The 17,924-nt window shown below is 74.6% G+C and carries 7 protein-coding genes; 6 read left to right on the top strand and 1 reads right to left on the bottom strand.

The genetic code is table 11. From position 1 onward, the window contains the following. Window positions 1-79: 79 nt before the first annotated feature. The 3 genes from ACZ6ZN_RS02800 to ACZ6ZN_RS02790 are packed head-to-tail and all read left to right on the top strand — an operon-like array spanning window position 80 to window position 14,464. On the top strand, window positions 80-1,873 hold the full coding sequence (locus ACZ6ZN_RS02800; protein ID WP_469642582.1) for an ABC transporter ATP-binding protein: 1,794 nt from the start codon (window positions 80-82) through the stop codon (window positions 1,871-1,873). Further along, window positions 1,870-12,774 carry a non-ribosomal peptide synthetase gene (locus ACZ6ZN_RS02795; protein WP_469642580.1) on the top strand — a complete coding sequence of 3,635 codons (10,905 nt, stop codon included), beginning with the start codon at window positions 1,870-1,872 and terminating at the stop codon, window positions 12,772-12,774. Before ACZ6ZN_RS02800 ends, ACZ6ZN_RS02795 begins: the two co-directional genes overlap by 4 nt. Further along, window positions 12,764-14,464 (top strand): ABC transporter ATP-binding protein, encoded by a 1,701-nt coding sequence (locus ACZ6ZN_RS02790; protein ID WP_469642578.1) that lies wholly within the window; start codon window positions 12,764-12,766, stop codon window positions 14,462-14,464. Before ACZ6ZN_RS02795 ends, ACZ6ZN_RS02790 begins: the two co-directional genes overlap by 11 nt. A 51-nt stretch (window positions 14,465-14,515) precedes the next feature. Here ACZ6ZN_RS02790 and ACZ6ZN_RS02785 read toward each other — a convergent pair whose 3' ends face one another. Further along, the gene (locus tag ACZ6ZN_RS02785) at window positions 14,516-15,622 is read right to left on the bottom strand and encodes an alpha/beta hydrolase-fold protein (RefSeq protein WP_469642576.1); all 1,107 of its coding nucleotides are present in this window, start codon (window positions 15,620-15,622) and stop codon (window positions 14,516-14,518) included. 93 nt (window positions 15,623-15,715) lie between these two features. Between ACZ6ZN_RS02785 and ACZ6ZN_RS02780 the strand changes: the two genes are divergently transcribed. From ACZ6ZN_RS02780 to ACZ6ZN_RS02770, 3 genes are all read left to right on the top strand, one after another. Next, a complete protein-coding gene (locus ACZ6ZN_RS02780) occupies window positions 15,716-15,928 on the top strand; it encodes an MbtH family protein (RefSeq protein WP_398107736.1) in 213 nt (70 codons plus the stop codon). A 7-nt stretch (window positions 15,929-15,935) separates the two neighbouring features. Next, window positions 15,936-17,504: an amidohydrolase gene (locus ACZ6ZN_RS02775; protein WP_469642573.1), complete on the top strand. Its 1,569-nt coding sequence runs from the start codon at window positions 15,936-15,938 to the stop codon at window positions 17,502-17,504. A 93-nt stretch (window positions 17,505-17,597) separates the two neighbouring features. Then, window positions 17,598-17,921 (top strand): deoxyxylulose-5-phosphate synthase, encoded by a 324-nt coding sequence (locus ACZ6ZN_RS02770; RefSeq protein WP_451878546.1) that lies wholly within the window; start codon window positions 17,598-17,600, stop codon window positions 17,919-17,921. Window positions 17,922-17,924: the final 3 nt, after the last annotated feature.

The raw sequence follows: 17,924 nt of genomic DNA, 5'->3' as shown, positions 1-17,924 counted from the left end.
CGAAGGCCGGACGGCTCCGGCGAGGGTCGTCGGCGATGCCGTACGCGGTCGCCGGACCCGTCGACCCGGTCGGGCAGGAGTGAGCGCCACCGACACGCGCGCCGCCCCGGCGGCCCTGCGCACCACGACCGGCCGGGAAGCCGGCCGCTGGGTCGCCGCACACTGCCGTGAGACGCCCTGGCTGACCGCCGCGACCGTGCTCACCACGATCGCGGGGGCGGCCCTCCAGGTCCTGCCGGTGCTGCTGCTCGGCCGCGTGGTCGACGGGGTCGTCGGGGGCGAGGACCGGTCGGTCCTGGTCACCGTGGGCGTCCTGATCGGCGTCGCCGCGCTGCTCGGCGCCGCGGCCACCGCGGTGTCGACCTACCTCATCGGCCGGCTGGGCGCCGACCTCCTCGCGCGCCTGCGCGAAGGCGCCGTCCGCGCGGTCCTCGGCATGCCGAGCGCCCGCGTCGAACAGGTCGGCCGGGGCGATGTGCTCTCCCGGGTCGGCGACGACGTGGCCGTCATCTCCAGGGGGATCCGCACCGCCGTCCCCACGGTGTTCTCGGCGGGGGTGCTGGTGGTCGTCGCCACCCTCGGCATGTTCGGGCTGGACTGGCGCCTCGGCCTCGCCGGCGCGGGCGCGCTGCCCGCCTACGCGCTCGCCCTGCGCTGGTACCTGCCCCGGTCCGCGCCCCTGTACCGCCGGCAGCGGACGGCCCAGGCCGACCGCGCACAGGCGTTCATCAGCGGCCTGAACGGCATCGACACCGTCCGGGCGTACCGCCTGGAAGGGGCCTTCCGCCAGAAGGTCACCGACGAGTCGTGGCGGGTGCGCGACCTCGGCGTCGAGGTGTTCCGCTTCTTCGGCCGGTTCGTCGGCCGCGAGAACCGCGCCGAGTTCATCGGGCTGGTCCTGATCCTCCTGGTCGGCTACGCCCTGCTGGAGGCGGACGCCGCCACCCTCGGCGAGGTGGCGGCGGCTCCGCTGCTGTTCCACCGGCTGTTCACCCCGCTGGGCGCCATCATGTTCACCTTCGACGAGGCGCAGAAGTCGGGCGCGAGCCTGACCCGCCTGGTCGGGGTGCTCGGGGAGTCGTCCGGGGAGCGGCTGGTCGGCGACGCGTCCGTCACCGCCGCGGAGCCCGGGGCGTACGCGGTGACGGTGCGGGAGCTGACGTTCCGCTACCCGGGCGCCGCCGAACCGGTGCTGCGGAATGTCGACCTGTCCATCCCCGCCGGGAGTTCCCTCGCGCTGGTGGGCGCGACCGGCGCGGGCAAGACGACCCTGGCCGCGCTGATCGCCGGCATCGGCACCCCGGAGACCGGCACGGTGCGCATCGGCACCAGGGACCTCGCCGATCTCGACGAGGCGGGGGCACGGGCCCTGGTCAGCATCCTCACCCAGGAGACCCACGTCTTCTCCGGCCCGCTCGCCGACGACCTGCGGCTGTCCGCGCCCGGCGCGAGCGACGCCGAACTGCGCGCCGCCCTGCGCACCGTGGGGGCCGGCGAGTGGGCCGACGCCCTGCCCGAGGGGCTGTACACGCCGGTCGGCGAGGGCGGCGAGCGGCTGGACGTCACCAAGGTCGCCCAGATCGCCCTGGCCCGGCTGGTGCTGGGCCGGGCCCCGGTGGTGGTGCTCGACGAGTCGACCGCGGAGGCCGGCAGCGAGGGAGCCGCGGAACTGGAACGGGCCGTACGGGCCGCGTGCGAGGGCCGGACCACGCTGTTCGTGGCGCACCGGCTCTCCCAGGCCATGGCCGCCGACCGGATCGCCGTGCTGGAGGCGGGACGCGTCGTGGAGCAGGGCACGCACGAGGAACTGGTGGCTCAGGGCGGCCGGTACGCACGGCTGTGGCGGGCCTGGAGAGAGGGTAGTCACGCATGAAGCAGTCGGGCGCTCGTCTCGTACGTCTTTCCAATCCGGCACTGGCCGGTGTCCGCCGCCGGATCGGCGACCACCCGGACCGGACCATCGCCGAGGCCTGCGCGATCTCCCTGGCCTACTGGGCGACCGGCCGCAGTCCGGAGGGCCTCGACCTCACGCCCGGCACCCTCTTCGCCGACGTCCTCGGCTGGGCCGCCAACGGCGGTGCCACGACCGGCGGTTGGCACGTCACGGCCGACGGACTCGGCATCACCCTGCCCGACGGCGTCGACGCCGCCGATGCCCAGCTCACCCTGGACGACCTGGCCGACTTCCCCGACCGGCCCCTGGGATCCGTCGGCCCGTCCAGCGTGGCCGCCCGGCTCGCCACCCTGGCCGAGTGGAACGACAACCGGGCCGACCGGGACCGCCCCTGCGTCGTCGAGATGTTCCGGGCCCAGGCGCTGGCCCGACCGGACGCGGTCGCCGTCGTCGACGAACACCGCTCACTGACCTACCGTCAGGCCGCGGCGCTGTCGGCGCAGTTGGCCCACCACCTCGTGGAGCGCGGACTGCGGCCCGAACAGGTCGTCGGCATCTCCCTCGACCGCTCCGCCGACATGGTGATCGGCCTGCTCGCCGTCCTCCAGGCCGGGTGCGCCTTCGTCCCGCTCGATCCGCAGTGGCCCGCGGCGCGCCGGGCCGTCGTCGTCGAGGACGCCCGGGTCGTCCTCCAGCTCAACGCCTCCGGCGAGCACGACCCGGCCGAACCGGACGCCGTCGCCGTCGACCTCGGCGACTGGCGCTACGAGGCGTACCCCGAGGACGGCACCGGCGTCACCGTCCCCGGTGACGCCCTGGCCTACGTCATCTTCACGTCCGGTTCGACCGGGCGGCCCAAGGGCGCCATGATCCGGCACGAGGCCATCAGCGAACGCCTGCTGTGGCAGGTGAACGAGATCCTGGGCTTCGGCCACGACGACGCCTCGCTGTTCAAGGCGCCGCTGTCGTTCGACATCTCCGTCAACGAGATCTTCCTGCCCCTGGTCTCGGGCGGCCGGCTCGTCGTCCTGCGGCCCGGCGGCGAACGCGACCCGCAGCATCTGCTGGGCGTCATCGCCGAGCAGCGCGTCACCTTCACGTACCTGGTGTCGTCCATGCTGGACGTGCTGCTGGAGATGGCCGGCGACTCCGGGAGCCTGGACAGCCTGCGGCACGTGTGGTGCGGCGGCGAGGTGCTCACCCCCGAGCTGTACGAGCGGTTCCGCACCAAGCTCGACATCCCCATGTACCACGGGTACGGCCCGGCCGAGACGACCATCGGCGTCTCCCACGTCGTCTACCGCGGCGCCGCCGAACGCCTGTCGACCTCCATCGGCCGCGCCAACCCCAACACCCAGCTGTACGTCCTGGACGAGGAGCTGCGCCCCGTCCCGGTCGGCGTCGGCGGCGAACTGTACGTCGGCGGGTTCCTCCTCGGCCGCGGCTACGTCGGCGCCCCCGGCCTGACGGCCTCCCGGTTCGTCGCCAACCCCTTCGCCGCCGACGGCTCCCGCCTCTACCGCACCGGCGACCTCGCCCGCTTCGCCCCGGACGGCTCCCTGGACTTCCTCGGCCGCGCCGACAACCAGATCAAGATCCGCGGCATGCGGCTGGAGATCGAGGACGTCGAGATCGGCCTCGCGGAACACCCCGCCGTACGGCACACCTGCGTCGTCGCGAAGCAGAACGCGGCGGGCGGCACGTACCTCGTCGGCTACGTCATCCCGGCCGCGGGGAGCGAAAACTTGCGGGCGGAGGACGTCAAGGCGTGGGCCGCCGCGCACATGGTCGCGTACATGGTGCCCGCCCACGTCGTCGTCCTGGCGGAGTTCCCGCTCACCGCCAACGGCAAGCTCGACCGCAACGCCCTGCCCGAGCCCGCCGTCGGCGCGTCCTCTCTCGTGCGGCCCGTCACGGACGACGAACGCGCCGTGTGCGACGCCGTCGCCGAGGTGCTGCGGCTCGACGAGGCCGGCGTCGACCAGGACTTCTTCCAGCTCGGCGGCGACAGCATCCTCGCCATCTCTCTGCTGAGCGCGCTGCGCGAGCGAGGGCTGCACATCACGGCACGGCAGATCTTCGCGCACCCCACGGCGGGCGCGCTCGCGGCGGTCGCGAGCCGGGAGGCCGTGCGGACCGTGGACCACGCCGACGTCGCCACCGGCACCGTCGTCGGCTCGCCCATCGTGCAGTGGCTCGGCGAGACCACCGACGCCGTCGACGGATTCGTCCAGTCGGTCGTGCTGAACACCCCCGCCGAGCTCACCGCGGACGCCCTCGGCACGCTGCTCACCGCCCTCCTCGACACGCACCCCATGCTGCGCGCCCGCCTGGTGCGCGGGGAGCGCTGGGGCTTCGACATCCCCGAGGCCGGGCGGGGCCGGGCCCGGTGGCGCGAGAGCGACCTCCCGCTCGACGCCTGCGTCGCCCTCGCCACCGAGGGAGTGGACCCCGAGGGCGGTGTCATGCTGAGCGCCGTCCTGCGCCGCGCGGCACGCCAACTCGTGCTCGTCGCCCACCACGTGGTGATCGACGGGGTGTCCTGGCGCGTGCTGATGGAGGACCTGGCCACCGCGTGGCGCCGGTACGGTGCGGGAGCCCCCGTCGAACCGGCCCCGGAGGGCACCTCGTTCCGGCGCTGGACCCAGCTGCTGGAACGCGCCGCGTTCGACGCCGACAGCTCGTACCACCGCCGCCCGCTGCCGGGGGAGGACCTGCCGCTGGGCCGGCGCCACCTGGCCGCGACGGACACCGTCGCGCGCGAACGCCTGCACACCGTCTCGGTCGGCCCCGAGGCCACCGCCGCGCTGCTGGGCGAGATCCCCGCGAAGTTCCACACCGGGGTCGACGCCGTGCTGCTCACCGCCCTCGCCGTCGCCCTCGCCCGGTGGCGCCGCGACCTGGGCCAGGACCAGACGTTCGCGTACATCGAGCTGGAGGGCCACGGCCGCGAACCGCAGTGCGTCGCCGGCCCGGCCGGGTTCGAGCCGGACCTGTCGCGGACCGTCGGCTGGTTCACCACCCTCTGCCCGGTCACCGTCGACCCCGGGCCGGCGGCCGACCCCACCGATCCCGGCTACCTGGCCGCCGCCCTCAAGGCGGTCAAGGAGGACCTCGCCCGGGTGCCCGACCACGGCGTCTCCTACGGCGCCCTGCGCTACCTCGCCGACGTGGAGTTCGACGCACCCGCGCCGCAGGTCCTCTTCAACTACCTCGGCCGTTTCGCCGCCGGCGCCCCCGGTGACTGGCAACTCGCGGGCACCACCGGACAACTGGGCGAGAAGCGCGACCCGGGCATGCGCCTGCCGCGCGCCCTGGAGTTCAACGCCATCGCCGAACCCGCCGCCCGCGGCGCGTACGAACTGGTCACGACCGTCTCCTGGCCCGACGGCATGTTCACCGACGCGGACATCACCGCCCTCGCCGGCTACTTCCGCACGGCACTGGAGGCACTGGCCGCCCTCGACCGGGGCGGGCACACCCCCGGCGACTTCCCCCTGGTGCCGCTCACCCAGGCCGACGTGGACGCCCTGGACGGGCCGGCCCTGCGGGACGTCCTGCCGCTCACCCCGCTCCAGGAGGGCCTGTACTTCCACTCCGTCTTCGACGACGACTCCGCCGGGGCCTACGTGGAGCAGCAACTGCTCACCCTGGACGGCGAGATGGACACGGACCGGCTCGCCGCGGCGGCGACCCGGCTGCTCACCCTCTTCCCCAACCTGGCCGCCCGCTTCACGTCCCTGGCCGACGGCCGCGTGGTGTCCGTGCTGGAGGACGGCGTGCCGGCACCCTTCACCACGCTCGACCGCCCCGGCATCACCGACGAGGAGATACGCGACCTCGCCGAGCGCGACCGCCGGGCCGGCTTCGACCTCGCCACCGGCCCGTTGATGCGCTCCACCCTGATCCGGGCCGGAGCGGGCCGCGACGTGCTGGTGCAGACCGTCCACCACATCATCGCCGACGGCTGGTCCGTCCCGCCGATGCTCCGCGCGCTGCTCGCCGAGTACCACGCACCGGGCACGGTCCACCCGGCCGGCGGCTTCACCGACTACCTGCACTGGCTCGCCGGCCGGGACACCGAGGAGAGCGACCGGGTCTGGCACGGGGAACTGGCCGGACTGCCCGGTCCCTGCCTGGTCGCCGAGGGCCGCACCCCCTCCGACCGGTTCGCCGACGCCGTGGTGCACCCCCAGGACGACCTCGACACCGCCGCGCGCGAGGCCGGCGTCCCGCTGAGCGTGGCCGTGCACGCCGCCTGGGCCCTCACCCTGGGCGGCGTCCTCCAGCGCGACGACGTGGTGTTCGGCTCCACGGTCTCCGGCCGCGACGCCGACGTGCCCGGCATCCAGGACATGGTGGGCCTGTTCATCAACACCGTCCCCGTGCGGGTCCGCTGGACAGCGGACACCACCGCGGCCGGCCTGCTCACCGCGGTCCGCGACCACCAGACCCGCGTCCGGCCGCACCAGCACGTCTCCCTGGCCCGCATCGGCCGCCGGGCCGGCACCGGGCCCCTCTTCGACACCCTGGTGGTGTTCGACGTCGCCACCGACCCGACCGCCCTGGGGCGCCCCGGCGACACACTGAAGGTCACCGGCATCGTCAACGAGGGCGCCCCGCACTATCCGTTGACCCTCGTGGTCGAACGCGCCCCCGACGGCCGCCCCCGCTTCAACCTGGTCCACGACGGCGCGTTCCTGCACCCGGCCACGGCCCGGACGCTGCTGCACACCTTCACCCGGACCCTCACCGGTCTGCTCACCCGCCCCGGCACCCCGGCCGCCGACCTGGCACGGGACGGCGACCGACGGCCCGCCCCGGTCGCCCCCGCCACCCTGGACGCCCTCTTCGACGCGGCCGCCCGCCGCGACCCGGCCGCGACCGCCGTCACCCAGTGCGGCCTCGACGGCACCACGCGATCCGTCACCTACGGCGAACTCGCCCGGCTCAAGGACGAATTGGCGTCCGTCCTGCGCGCCGCCGGGGTGGGGCCGGGCACCCGGGTGGCCGTCGCCGTCCCGCGGTCGGTCGAGCAGGTCGTCGCCCTCGTCGCGATCGTCCGCGCCGGCGGCGCCTACGTCCCCCTGGACGTGGCCTACCCCGACGAGCGGCTGGAGTACGTCCTCGCCGACGCGGCCCCGCAGGTCGTCCTCGTCGACCGAGAGCACCGCGACCGTCTCACGGCCCTGGTGAGCCGGGCCGACGTGCCGGCCCACGTCCTCGTGCCGGGTGAGACACCACCGGCCGCCCCCACCCGGCCGGGGCCCGGGCCCGACTGGCGCGACCCCGCGTACGTGATCTACACGTCCGGGTCGACCGGCCGGCCCAAGGGCGTCGTCGTCCCGCACTCCAGCGTGGTGACGCTGCTGGCCCGCACCCAACCGGACATGGGCTTCGGCCCGGACGACGTCTGGGTGCAGTTCCACTCCTTCTCGTTCGACTTCGCCGTCTGGGAGCTGTGGGGCGCACTGGCCCACGGCGGTGAACTGCTGGTCCCCGACCACGCGCTGACCCGCTCACCCGTCGAGTTCCACCGGCTGGTGCGCGAACGAGGCGTCACCGTGCTGAACCAGACGCCGTCCGCCTTCCACCGGTTCATCGAGGCCGACCGGGCCGCCGGCGAACCGCTGCCCGCGCTGCGCCGGGTGATCTTCGGCGGCGAGGCCCTGGACCCGGGCCGGCTGCGCGACTGGGTCGAACGGCACGGCACGGCCGCGCCGGAGCTGGTCAACATGTACGGCATCACCGAGACCACCGTCCACGTCACCCACCGGGTGCTGCGCGAGGAGGACCTCACCGGCGAGGCGGGCACGAGCCCGATCGGCGGCCCGATCCCCGGCCTGGTCACCCACCTCCTCGACGAACGGCTCCGGCCCGTCCCGCCCGGCCGGGTGGGCGCGATCTACGTCGCCGGCGACCAGCTGTCCCTCGGCTACCTGGGCAGGCCCGGACTCACCGCCGGACGGTTCGTCGCCGACCCGTTCGCGGCCGACGGCTCGCGCATGTACCACACGGGCGACCTCGCCGTCCGCACCCTCGACGGCGAACTGCGGTTCGTCGGCCGCGCCGACGACCAGGTGCAACTGAACGGGTTCCGCATCGAGCCGGGCGAGGTCGAGGCCGCGCTCAGGGACCTGGACGGCGTGCGGGACGCGGCCGTGACGGTGTCGGACACCGGTGACCACCTGGTGGCGCATGTGGTGGGCGACGCACCCGCCGACCTGGAGGACCGGCTGGCGGAGAGGCTGCCCGCCCACATGGTCCCGCGCCGGGTGCTCCCGATCGAGGCCCTGCCGCTGACGGTCAACGGCAAGCTCGACCGGCGCGCCCTGGCCGAACGCCCCCTCGGGACCGACGGGAATCAGGCGGCGGATCCGGGAACGGCCGCGGACCACCACGCGGCCGTCACCGCGCTGGTGGACGTCTTCGCCCGGGCGCTGCCCGGAGCGGACGTGACCGCGGACACCGACTTCTTCCGCGCCGGAGGCGACAGCATCGTCGCCATCACGGTCGTGAACCGGGCCCGGGCGCAGGGCCTGCCCCTCACCCCTCGCGACGTCTTCCTGCTCAAGACACCCCGCGCCCTGGCCGGACACCTGCGCAGCGGCACGGCCACCGCCCCCGCGCCCGAGAGGGCCCACCGCGAGGACGGACCGCTGCCCCCCACCCCGATCATCCTCCGCCGGCGCGAACTCGGCGGCCCCCTGGCCCGCTTCGCCCAGGCCCGCGCCCTCCCGGCGCCCGCAGGCGCCACCCACGCCGACGCCGTACGGGCCGCACGGGCCGTCGTCGCCGCGCACCCGGCCCTCCGGCTGCGCCTCGGCACCGCACACGGCGTGTGGACCCTGCGCACCGAGCCCGCGCGCGAGATCACCGTCGCACGGCCGGACACCACCGACGCGACAGCCGTCGCCGACGAGGCGGCCGGACGGCTCGACCCCACGACCGGCGACCTGATCGCCTTCGCCTGGCTGGAGGCGAGCAGGACCCTGGTCGTGACCGTGCACCACCTCGCCGTCGACGCGGTCTCCTGGCTGATCCTGCTCGACGACCTCACGGCGGCCCTCGGCGGCGCGTCCCTCGCCCCGCCGACGACGTCCTACGCCGAGTACGCCGAGGCCCTCACCCTCCGGTCGGCCACCGGCGCCGACAGCCTGGACCACTGGGTGAACACCCTGCGGGCACCGCGACCGCTGCCCTGCGGCGGGCCGTTGCGCGAGACGACCGTCGTCGTCGCCCCCGACGTGAGCGACCGGCTCACCCGCACCGCCCCCGCCGCGCTCGGCGTCGGCCTCACCGAACTGCTCTGCGGGGCCCTGCGCACCGCCCTCACCCGCGTCCAGCCCGAGCCCACCGACCTCGCCGTCGACCTGGAGCGGCACGGCCGGGTCCCGGTGCTCCCGCACCACGACTACACCCGGACCGTCGGCTGGTTCACCGCCATCGCGCCGGTCCGGCTCACCCCGCACACCGATCCCGTCGCCGCGGCCCGCGAACTCGCCGCGCGCCAGCCGGACGAGTCCGGGCACCTCGCCTACGGGCAGCTGAGGTACCTCGACCCGCAGACCGCGCCCCTGCTCACCGGCCGCCCGCAGGTCCTGTTCAACTACCTCGGCCGGGGCGGCGAGTCCCGTGCCCTGCACCTGAGCGCGGGGCAGCAGCCCAGCCCGTACGCCGTCGAGGTGAACGCCTGGACCGACGACGCCACCGGCAGCCTGCTGGCCGAGTTCGTCCTGGCCGACGGAGTGCCGGACGAGATCACCGAGCACTGGCGCGACGCCCTGCACCACATCACGGAAGCCGCCGTGACCGCCGAGCGCACGGCGCCGGTCACCCCGCTCCAGCGCGGCCTGTACTTCCAGGCCCAGCTGGGCGGCCCGGCCGGCCACTACGTCGCCCAGAACTGGTTCACCTTCGACCGGCGCCTGGACGCCGGCGCGCTGGCCGAGGCGATGGCGTACGTGATGGCACGGCACCCGGTGGTGGGCGCCGGGTTCACCACCGACGACGACGGCAACCCGGTCCAGGTCCTGCGGGCCGGCCGGCGCGTCGGCGTCCGCACGGTCGAGCTCGCCTCCCAGGCGGAGGCCGACGAGCTGCGCGCCCGGGACCGCGTCACCGGGTTCGACCCGGGCGAGCCGCCGCTGATCCGCATGACCGTGGTGCGGCTGCCCGGCGACCGCGACGGGCTGCTCCTGAGCTACCACCTGATCCTGTGGGACGGCTGGTCCCGCGAGATCGTTCTGCGCGACCTCTTCGACGCCTACCGCGCCGTCCTCGCCGGCGAGCCCCTCGACCCGGCACCGGCCGTCCCGGGCTTCGAGGAGTACGCCCGGGCGCTCGCCGCCCGCGACCCCGGCCCGGCCGAGCGCTTCTGGACGGACCACCTCGCCGGCCTGCCCGGCCCGACCCTGCTGGCCGGACCCGCGCCCTCCCTCCCCGACGACCTGCCGAAGGCTCTCGTGCACACGCTGTCGGCCGAGCATTCCGACCTGGTCCGGGAGGCGGCCAGGACCCACGGCGTCACCCTCAACGCGGTGCTGACCGGCGCGTTCGGCCTGCTGCTCGGGGCACGCACCGGCCGCGGCGACGCGGTGTTCGGTGTCACGGTCTCCGGCCGCGAGGGCGAGGGACTGTCCGGCGTCGTCGGGGTGCTCCTCAACACCGTGCCGACGTGGACCCGGGCCCGCCCGAACGACTCGGTCCGCGCGTACCTGACGGCCGTGCAGGCGGCCCGGGTCGAGGCGATGGAGCACGAGCACCTCGGGCTCGGCGAGATCCAGCGGGCCGGCGGGCACGACACCCTGTTCGACAACCTGTTCGTGCTGCAGAACTTCCTGGACATGGACGCGTTCGCCGAGATGAACGCCCGGCACGGCATCACCTCGGTGCGGGCCGACGACTCCACCCACTACCCGTTCACCTGGGTGGTCACCCCCGGCGACCGGCTCACCGTCAAGCTGGAGTACCGCGACGGCGACACGGCCGGCGCCCGCCGCCTCCTCGACGACTACCTGGGCGTCCTGGAGCACCTGTCCCGCGCGACCGGCCCGGTCGGCGCCCTGCCGGGCCTCGCACCGGTTCCGCGGGCGGGGGAGCGCACCGCCATCGGCACCGACACCGTCGTCGACCGGTTCGACCGGGCCGCCGACCGGACCCCCGGACGGGTGGCCCTCGTCGCCCACGGCGCGACACTGACCTTCGCCGAACTCCGGGACCGCAGCCGCCGGATCGCCGGAGTGCTCGTCGCGCGCGGCATCGGCCCCGAGACCACCGTCGGGCTCGCGATCCCGCGCTCCCTCGACTCCATCGTGGCGCTGTTCGCGGTCCTGCGCACCGGCGCCGCCTACGTCCCACTGGAACTGGACCACCCGGACGAGCGGATCGCCGCCGTCATGGACGACGCCCGGCCCGAGGTGACCCTCACCGTGAGCGCGGTCGCGCACCGGCTCACCGGCGACCTCATCGCACTCGACCGGCCGCTCGACGAGGCCGCGCCGTACACGACGTTCGACCCGCACGACCCCGGCCGGCTGCGCCATCCTGCCTACACCATCTACACCTCCGGCTCGACCGGCAGGCCCAAGGGCGTCGTCACCGAGTACGCCGGCCTGACCAACATGCTGATCAACCATCAGCGCCGCATCTTCGAGCCGGTGCTGGCCCGCCACGGCCACCGGGTCCTGCGCATCGCGCACACCGTGTCGTTCGCCTTCGACATGTCCTGGGAAGAGCTGCTGTGGCTGGCCGACGGACACGAAGTGCACATCTGCGACGAGGAGTTGCGCCGCGACGCCCCACGGCTGGTCGCCTACTGCCTGGAGCACGGCATCGACGTCGTCAACGTCACCCCGACCTACGCGCAGCAACTCCTCGCCGAGGGACTGCTGGACGACCCCGCGAGGCGGCCTGCGCTGGTGCTGCTCGGCGGTGAGGCCGTCACCCCGGCGCTGTGGCAGCGCCTGGCCCGGACCGAGGGCACGGTCGGCTACAACCTGTACGGACCTACCGAGTACACCATCAACACCCTCGGGGTCGGCACCTTCGAGTGCGCGGACCCCGTGGTGGGCGTCCCCATCGACAACACCGACGTGTACGTCCTCGACCCGTGGCTGCGGCCCCTGCCCGACGGGGTGCCCGGCGAGCTGTACGTGTCGGGCGTGGGCATCGCGCGCGGCTACCTCGGGCAGCCCGGCCAGACCGCGCACCGCTTCGTCGCCTGCCCCTTCGCGGCACCCGGGGAGCGCATGTACCGCACCGGCGACTTGGTCGTGCGCCGGCCCGACGGCCACCTGGCCTACCTCGGCCGCACCGACCAGCAGGTCAAGATCCGCGGCCACCGGGTCGAACCGGGGGAGGTCGAGGCCGCGTTCGCGGCGCACCCGGCGGTGCGGTTCGTGGCGGCCGTCGCCCAGCCCGACCCGCAGGTCGACGGCGCCCACCGGCTGGCCGCCTACCTGGTGCTGGACGGGGCGGAGCTGGCGGACGTCGCCACCGAGGTCGGTGCCGCCCTGCCGGACTTCCTGCGCCCCACGCACTACGCGCGGGTCGACGCCCTCCCGCTGACGGTGAACGGGAAGGCCGACACCAAGGCGCTGCCCGAGGCCCGGCCGCTGGGCGCCCTGACCACGGCGGGGGAGCGGGGCCCGCTGACGGAGACCGAGACCACGGTGTGCGAGATGTTCGCCGAGGCACTGGACCTGGACGACGACGAGGTGAGCGCGGTGAGCGACTTCGTGTCCCTCGGCGGACACTCCATGCTGGCGGTGCGGCTGGCCGGGCTGCTCCGCCGCGAGTACGGTCCCGTGATCACCATCCGTGACCTGTTCACCCTGCGTACCCCGGAAGCGATTGCCCGCCACCTCGATGACCACTGACGCACAGCGGCCCCGCCAGGGGGCCGCCATCCTCCGCACCGCCCTGCGCCGCAACCTCGGCGCGATGGCCTGGGGCACCCTGCTCATGGGCCTCTACCAGGCCGGTGAGACGGCCTTCCCCATCGCACTGGGCCTGATCGTCGAGCACGCCCTGCGCGGCGACCGCGGCCTCGGCGCGCTCGCCCTGTCGATCGGCGCCCTGGCCGTGATCATCACGACGGTGTCGTTGTCGTGGCGGTTCGGCATGCGGATCCTGCAGAAGGCCAACACGACCGAGGCGCACCGCTGGCGTGTGCAGGTCGCCGGCTGCGGACTGCAACCGGTGGCACGGGACGTCGACCTCAAGTCGGGCGAGGTGCTGACCATCGCCACCGAGGACGCCGACCAGACCGCCGACATCATCGAGGTGGTGCCGCTGCTGGTCAGTTCGCTCGTCGCGGTGCTCGTCGCCGCGGTCGCGCTGGGGCTGGCCGACCCGCGGCTCGGGCTGCTCGTGATCGCGGGCACCGTGGCGATCCTGTCGGTGCTCAGCGTGATGTCCCGGCGGATCGGCTCCAGCACCCAGGAGCAGCAGGCACGCGTGGCACGGGCCGGGGCCAAGGTCGCCGACCTGATCACGGGCCTGCGCCCGCTGCACGGCTTCGGCGGCAACCACGCCGCGTTCCGGTCCTACCGCGAGGTCAGCACCGAGGCGCGCCGGCAGTCGATCACCGTCGCCCGGGTGAACGGCGTCTACGCGGGCACCGCGCTCGCCCTCAACGCGGTCCTCGCCGGAGCCGTCACCCTGCTGGCGGGTCTGCTCGCCTTCGAGGGGCGCATCACCATCGGGGAACTCGTCATGGCCGTCGGTCTCGCGCAGTTCATCATGGAGCCGCTGAAACTGTTCTCGGAGATGCCCAAGTACGTGATGATCGCCCGGGCGTCGGCGGAGCGCATGGCCCTGGTCCTGGCGGCGCCGCCGGTCATGACCCCCGGCACCTGCCGTCCCGCCCCGGGCGGTGGCCTGGAGATCGACGGCGTCCGCCACGGCACGCTCGACGGCCTCACCGTCAAGGTGAAGGCGGGCGAGTTCGTGGCCGTCGCCCCCTACCAGCCGCGCGCCGCGGCCGATCTCGCCGCCGTACTGGCGGTCGCCGTCCCGCCCGCCGCCTACGAGGGGACGGTCCGCATCGGCGGGCAGGACCTGGCGGAGCTGTCCGTCGAGGCCGTCCGCGCGCACCTGCTGGTGAACCCGTACGACGGCGAGATCTTCGCCGGCACCCTGCGCACCAACATCGACCCCACGGGGACGAGCGGCACGGTGGCCGAGGCCGTCGAGGCGTCGCTGCTCACCGACGTCGTCGCCCTGCACCCCGAGGGCCTCGACCACCCCGTCCGCGACCGGGGCGCCAACCTCTCCGGCGGCCAGCGCCAACGGCTGTCCCTGGCCCGCGCGCTGGCCGCCGACACGGAGATCCTGGTGCTGCACGACCCGACGACGGCGGTGGACGCGGTCACGGAGCAGCTCATCGCCCGCAACGTGTCCGAGCTGCGCAGGGGCCGCACGACGATCGTCATCACCAGCAGCCCGGCGTTCCTCGACGCGGCGGACCGGGTGCTGGTCCTGGACGGAGGGGTCGTCACGGCGGAGGACACCCACCGCAACCTGCTGGCGAACGAACGGGGTTACCGCACGGCGGTGGCCCGCTGAGCGCTCGTGCGGTGGGACGGCCGGCCAGGGCCCCGCGGAATCCGGGGCGGCTCACCCACCGAGGGCCCAGCCGACGTCCCTGAGCAGCGCGTGCCGCCACCCGGCCCGGTCGTGGCCGGACGGCGACCGGGACACCCGCACGGTCGCCCCGGCCCGTTCGGCCAGTTCCTCCACCACCGCGCAGTGAGGCAGCATCCGCCTCTCGTGCTCCCCGACGTCGAACGCCACCCGCAGCCCCGACAGGTCCGCACCCCGGCGCAGTCGCTCGGCGATCGCACCGCCGGCCGGGCCGGCCAGCGGATCGGCCCGCCGCGAGGCATCGGCCGTCCACCAGAACGACCCGGACTGACACGCGACCCGCGACACCAACTCCGGGAACTCCGCAGCCGCGTACAGCGCGCTCAGCCCGCCCAGACTCTGCCCCGCGACCACCAGTCGCGCCGGCTCGGCGGGCACGCCCGACTCGGCAACCAGCGGCAGCAGTTCGTCGCGCACCGCCTGCCACAGCTCGGGCCGGCACCCGAACTCGGCCGCTCTGTCCCTGACCGGCAGGAAGACCAGGGTGACCGGCGGCAGTCCACCCGCCGCCACGGCCGAGTCGAAGGCGGTCATGGCCGGATGCAGATACAGCCAGTCGTCCCCGTCGAGCAGCAGCACCAACGGCCCGCCCCCGCCCGCCGGATGGACCCGGACGGTCCGTCGCCCCCCGAGCCGTTCGCTCGCCCACCGGATCCGCGTGCGCGGCAGGGGCAGGACCGCGTCGGCCGCGACGACGGGCCAGTGCGGCTGCTGCGGGGCGTCGGGCGTCGCCGCGACGGACCGCTCACCGCCCGCACCGGCCGGGTTCAGGGGGTCGGCGTACGACGCGTCCGGCGTCACGAACCGGTAGGTCACCCGCAGGCGCGCCGGCATCCGCACCGCGGCGTACCAGCAGTCCGAGTCCTCCCACCGCTCCAGCGGGACGGGATCCGACCAGCTCTCGAACTCCGCCGTCACCGGACCGGGCCCGCGCCACAGGAACAGGGTCACCCAGCCGCCGGCCCCGTCCGGCACCGCCGCGGGGGCGCCCGCCGCCGCCCAGAAGGCCGTACTGCCGGGTGTGCCCGGCAACCCGAACGCGGCGAAGGCGTCCTTCCCGTCGACCGCGGCCACGCGCATGGAACGTCTCCTTGTGAGCCGGAGGGGCACAGGTTAGGCTCCGTCAATTAGGCGAGCCTAACCTAATGTTGACCCCTTCGAGGAGGCACCGCGATGAGCACCAACCCCTTCGACGACACCGAAGGCCGGTTCCTGGTCCTGGTGAACGACGAGGGCCAGCACTCCCTCTGGCCCGCCTTCGCCGAGGTGCCCGGCGGATGGACGGTCGCCTTCGCCGAGAACACCCGCGATGCGTGCCTCGCGTACGTCGAGACGCACTGGACGGATCTGCGCCCCCGTTCCCTCGCCGCGTCGCAGGACGCCTGACCCGCCCGTGCTCTGCACCCGGCTGACCAACGCCCGTTTCCTCACCATGGATCCGGACAACCCGGTCGCCCACGACCTGGGCGTCTGGCGGGGCCGGATCGTGGGACTCGACGAGGCCGTGACCTCGCTGCCCGCCCGCGAGGTGATCGACCTGCAGGGCGCCACGGTTCTGCCCGGCTTCGTCGACGCCCATGTGCACCTGGCCTGGACGGGCCTGAAGCAGACCACCCCGAGCATCGCCGGCCGCACCCGCGTCGACGACGTGCTCGCCGACGTGGCCGAAGCCGTGGCCGGCAGCCGGGGCCCCGGCGACTGGGTCAGCATCGCCGGCTACGACCAGCGGGCCCTGGGCCGCCACCTGACCGCCGCCGAGCTCGACCGGGTCAGCGACGGGCGCAAGCTCTACGTGCTGCACGACTCCGGGCACGGCTGCGTCGTCAACAGCGCCGTCCTGGACCTGCTGCCCGCCGACGTCCCGCACGACGACGGCTTCCTCGCCGAACAGGCCATGGGCGCCGCCCGCGCCCTGCGCCTGCCCTGGTCCCAGCGGGACCTGGCCGACGCGATCGGCCGCGCCGCCCGCACCTGCCTGGCCGAGGGCATCACCGCATGCGCCGAGGCCGGCATCGGCGGCACCCTGTTCGGCCACAGCCCCGTCGAGCTCGGCGCCTACCAACTGGCGCGGGACGAAGGGCTGTTGCCGCTTCGCGTCCAGCTCATGGTGTCCGCGGACCGGCTGCGCCCCGTCGCCGCGCACGAGGACGACGGCATCCCCGCCGCCCTCGACCTCGGTCTGCGCACCGGCTTCGGCGACGACCGGCTCTCCGTCGGCGCCCTGAAGATCTACACCGACGGCGGCATGATGGCCCGGACGGCCGCGCTGACGACCCCCTACGAAGGGCTCGGCCACGCCGGCCAGCTGCAGGACGACCCGGACGCCCTCGCGGGGCTCGTCGTCGACGGGCACCTCGCCGGCTGGCAACTCGCCGTGCACGCGATCGGCGACCGCGCCGCCGACCTCGCCCTGGACGCCATCGAACACGCCCAGCGGCTCCGCCCCCGGCCCGGCGCCCGGCACCGTATCGAGCACGCCGGGCTGATCCGCCCCGACCAGCTGCCGCGCTTCGCACGCCTCGGCGTCACGGCCGTCGTCCAGCCGGCCTTCCTGCGGTACTTCGGCGACGACTACGCCACGATCATGGGCGAGGACCGGGCCCCCTGGCTCTACCGGGGCAGGGCGTTCCTGGACCACGGCATCCCCCTCGTGGGCAGCTCGGACCGGCCCGTCGCCGACGGATCACCCCTGCGCGCCGTCCAGTTCATGGTCGAACGGGCCTCCACGTCCGGCCGGCTCATCGGCCCGGACGAGGGCATCACCGTGGACGAGGCCCTGCACGCCTACACCGTCGCCGGGGCCCGTGCCTGCCACTGGGAGCACACCCTGGGCAGCCTCACCCCGGGCAAACGCGCCGACCTCGCCGTCCTCGGCGACGACCCGACCCGCGTCGACCCCTCGCGCATCGGCGGGATCGAGGTCGTGCAGACCTGGATCGACGGCCGCCCGGCGGACCCGTAGGAGAATCCCCGGGTCCGCCTCGCCCCCCGGGGGGCGGGGCAGGCTGATCGAAAAGGACTCGGCCCCGCCGTTTCCCCTGGCTACGCTGCCGCCATGGGCCACGCGAAGACCTCCTACGTCTGCCTCCCCTGCCGGGCGTCGTACAAGCAGCCGTACGACCCGGACAGGGCACGGGCGTGCCCGCGCTGCGCGCGGCTCCTGGTCCACGTGGGCTCGGCCTTCGCCGCACCCCGCCGCCGCGACACCGCGGCCTGGCGCACGCTCTCCGTGCTGCTGCACGCCGGCGTCCGCTTCCACAAGAGCTGCTGCGGCGGGCCCGGTCACCGGCCCCGCACGCCGAGGGAGGTGCGGGAGCGGATGACCCACGCCGCGCGCACGGGGGAGCCCTTCGCGCGGGCTCTCGTCCGGCTCCTCTGACCG

The sequence above is a fragment of the Streptomyces sp. NPDC053665 genome (assembly GCF_055585285.1).
This window is presented reverse-complemented; position numbering and strand designations above follow the sequence as displayed.

Bases quoted from the DNA above. Each gene is read 5' to 3' on its own strand.
- ACZ6ZN_RS02780 (WP_398107736.1), top strand. From the start codon at position 15,716: ATGAGCACCAACCCCTTCGACGACACCGAAGGCCGGTTCCTGGTCCTG.
- ACZ6ZN_RS02790 (WP_469642578.1), top strand. From the start codon at position 12,764: ATGACCACTGACGCACAGCGGCCCCGCCAGGGGGCCGCCATCCTCCGC.
- ACZ6ZN_RS02770 (WP_451878546.1), top strand. From the start codon at position 17,598: ATGGGCCACGCGAAGACCTCCTACGTCTGCCTCCCCTGCCGGGCGTCG.
- ACZ6ZN_RS02795 (WP_469642580.1), top strand. From the start codon at position 1,870: ATGAAGCAGTCGGGCGCTCGTCTCGTACGTCTTTCCAATCCGGCACTG.
- ACZ6ZN_RS02785 (WP_469642576.1), bottom strand. From the start codon at position 15,622: ATGCGCGTGGCCGCGGTCGACGGGAAGGACGCCTTCGCCGCGTTCGGG.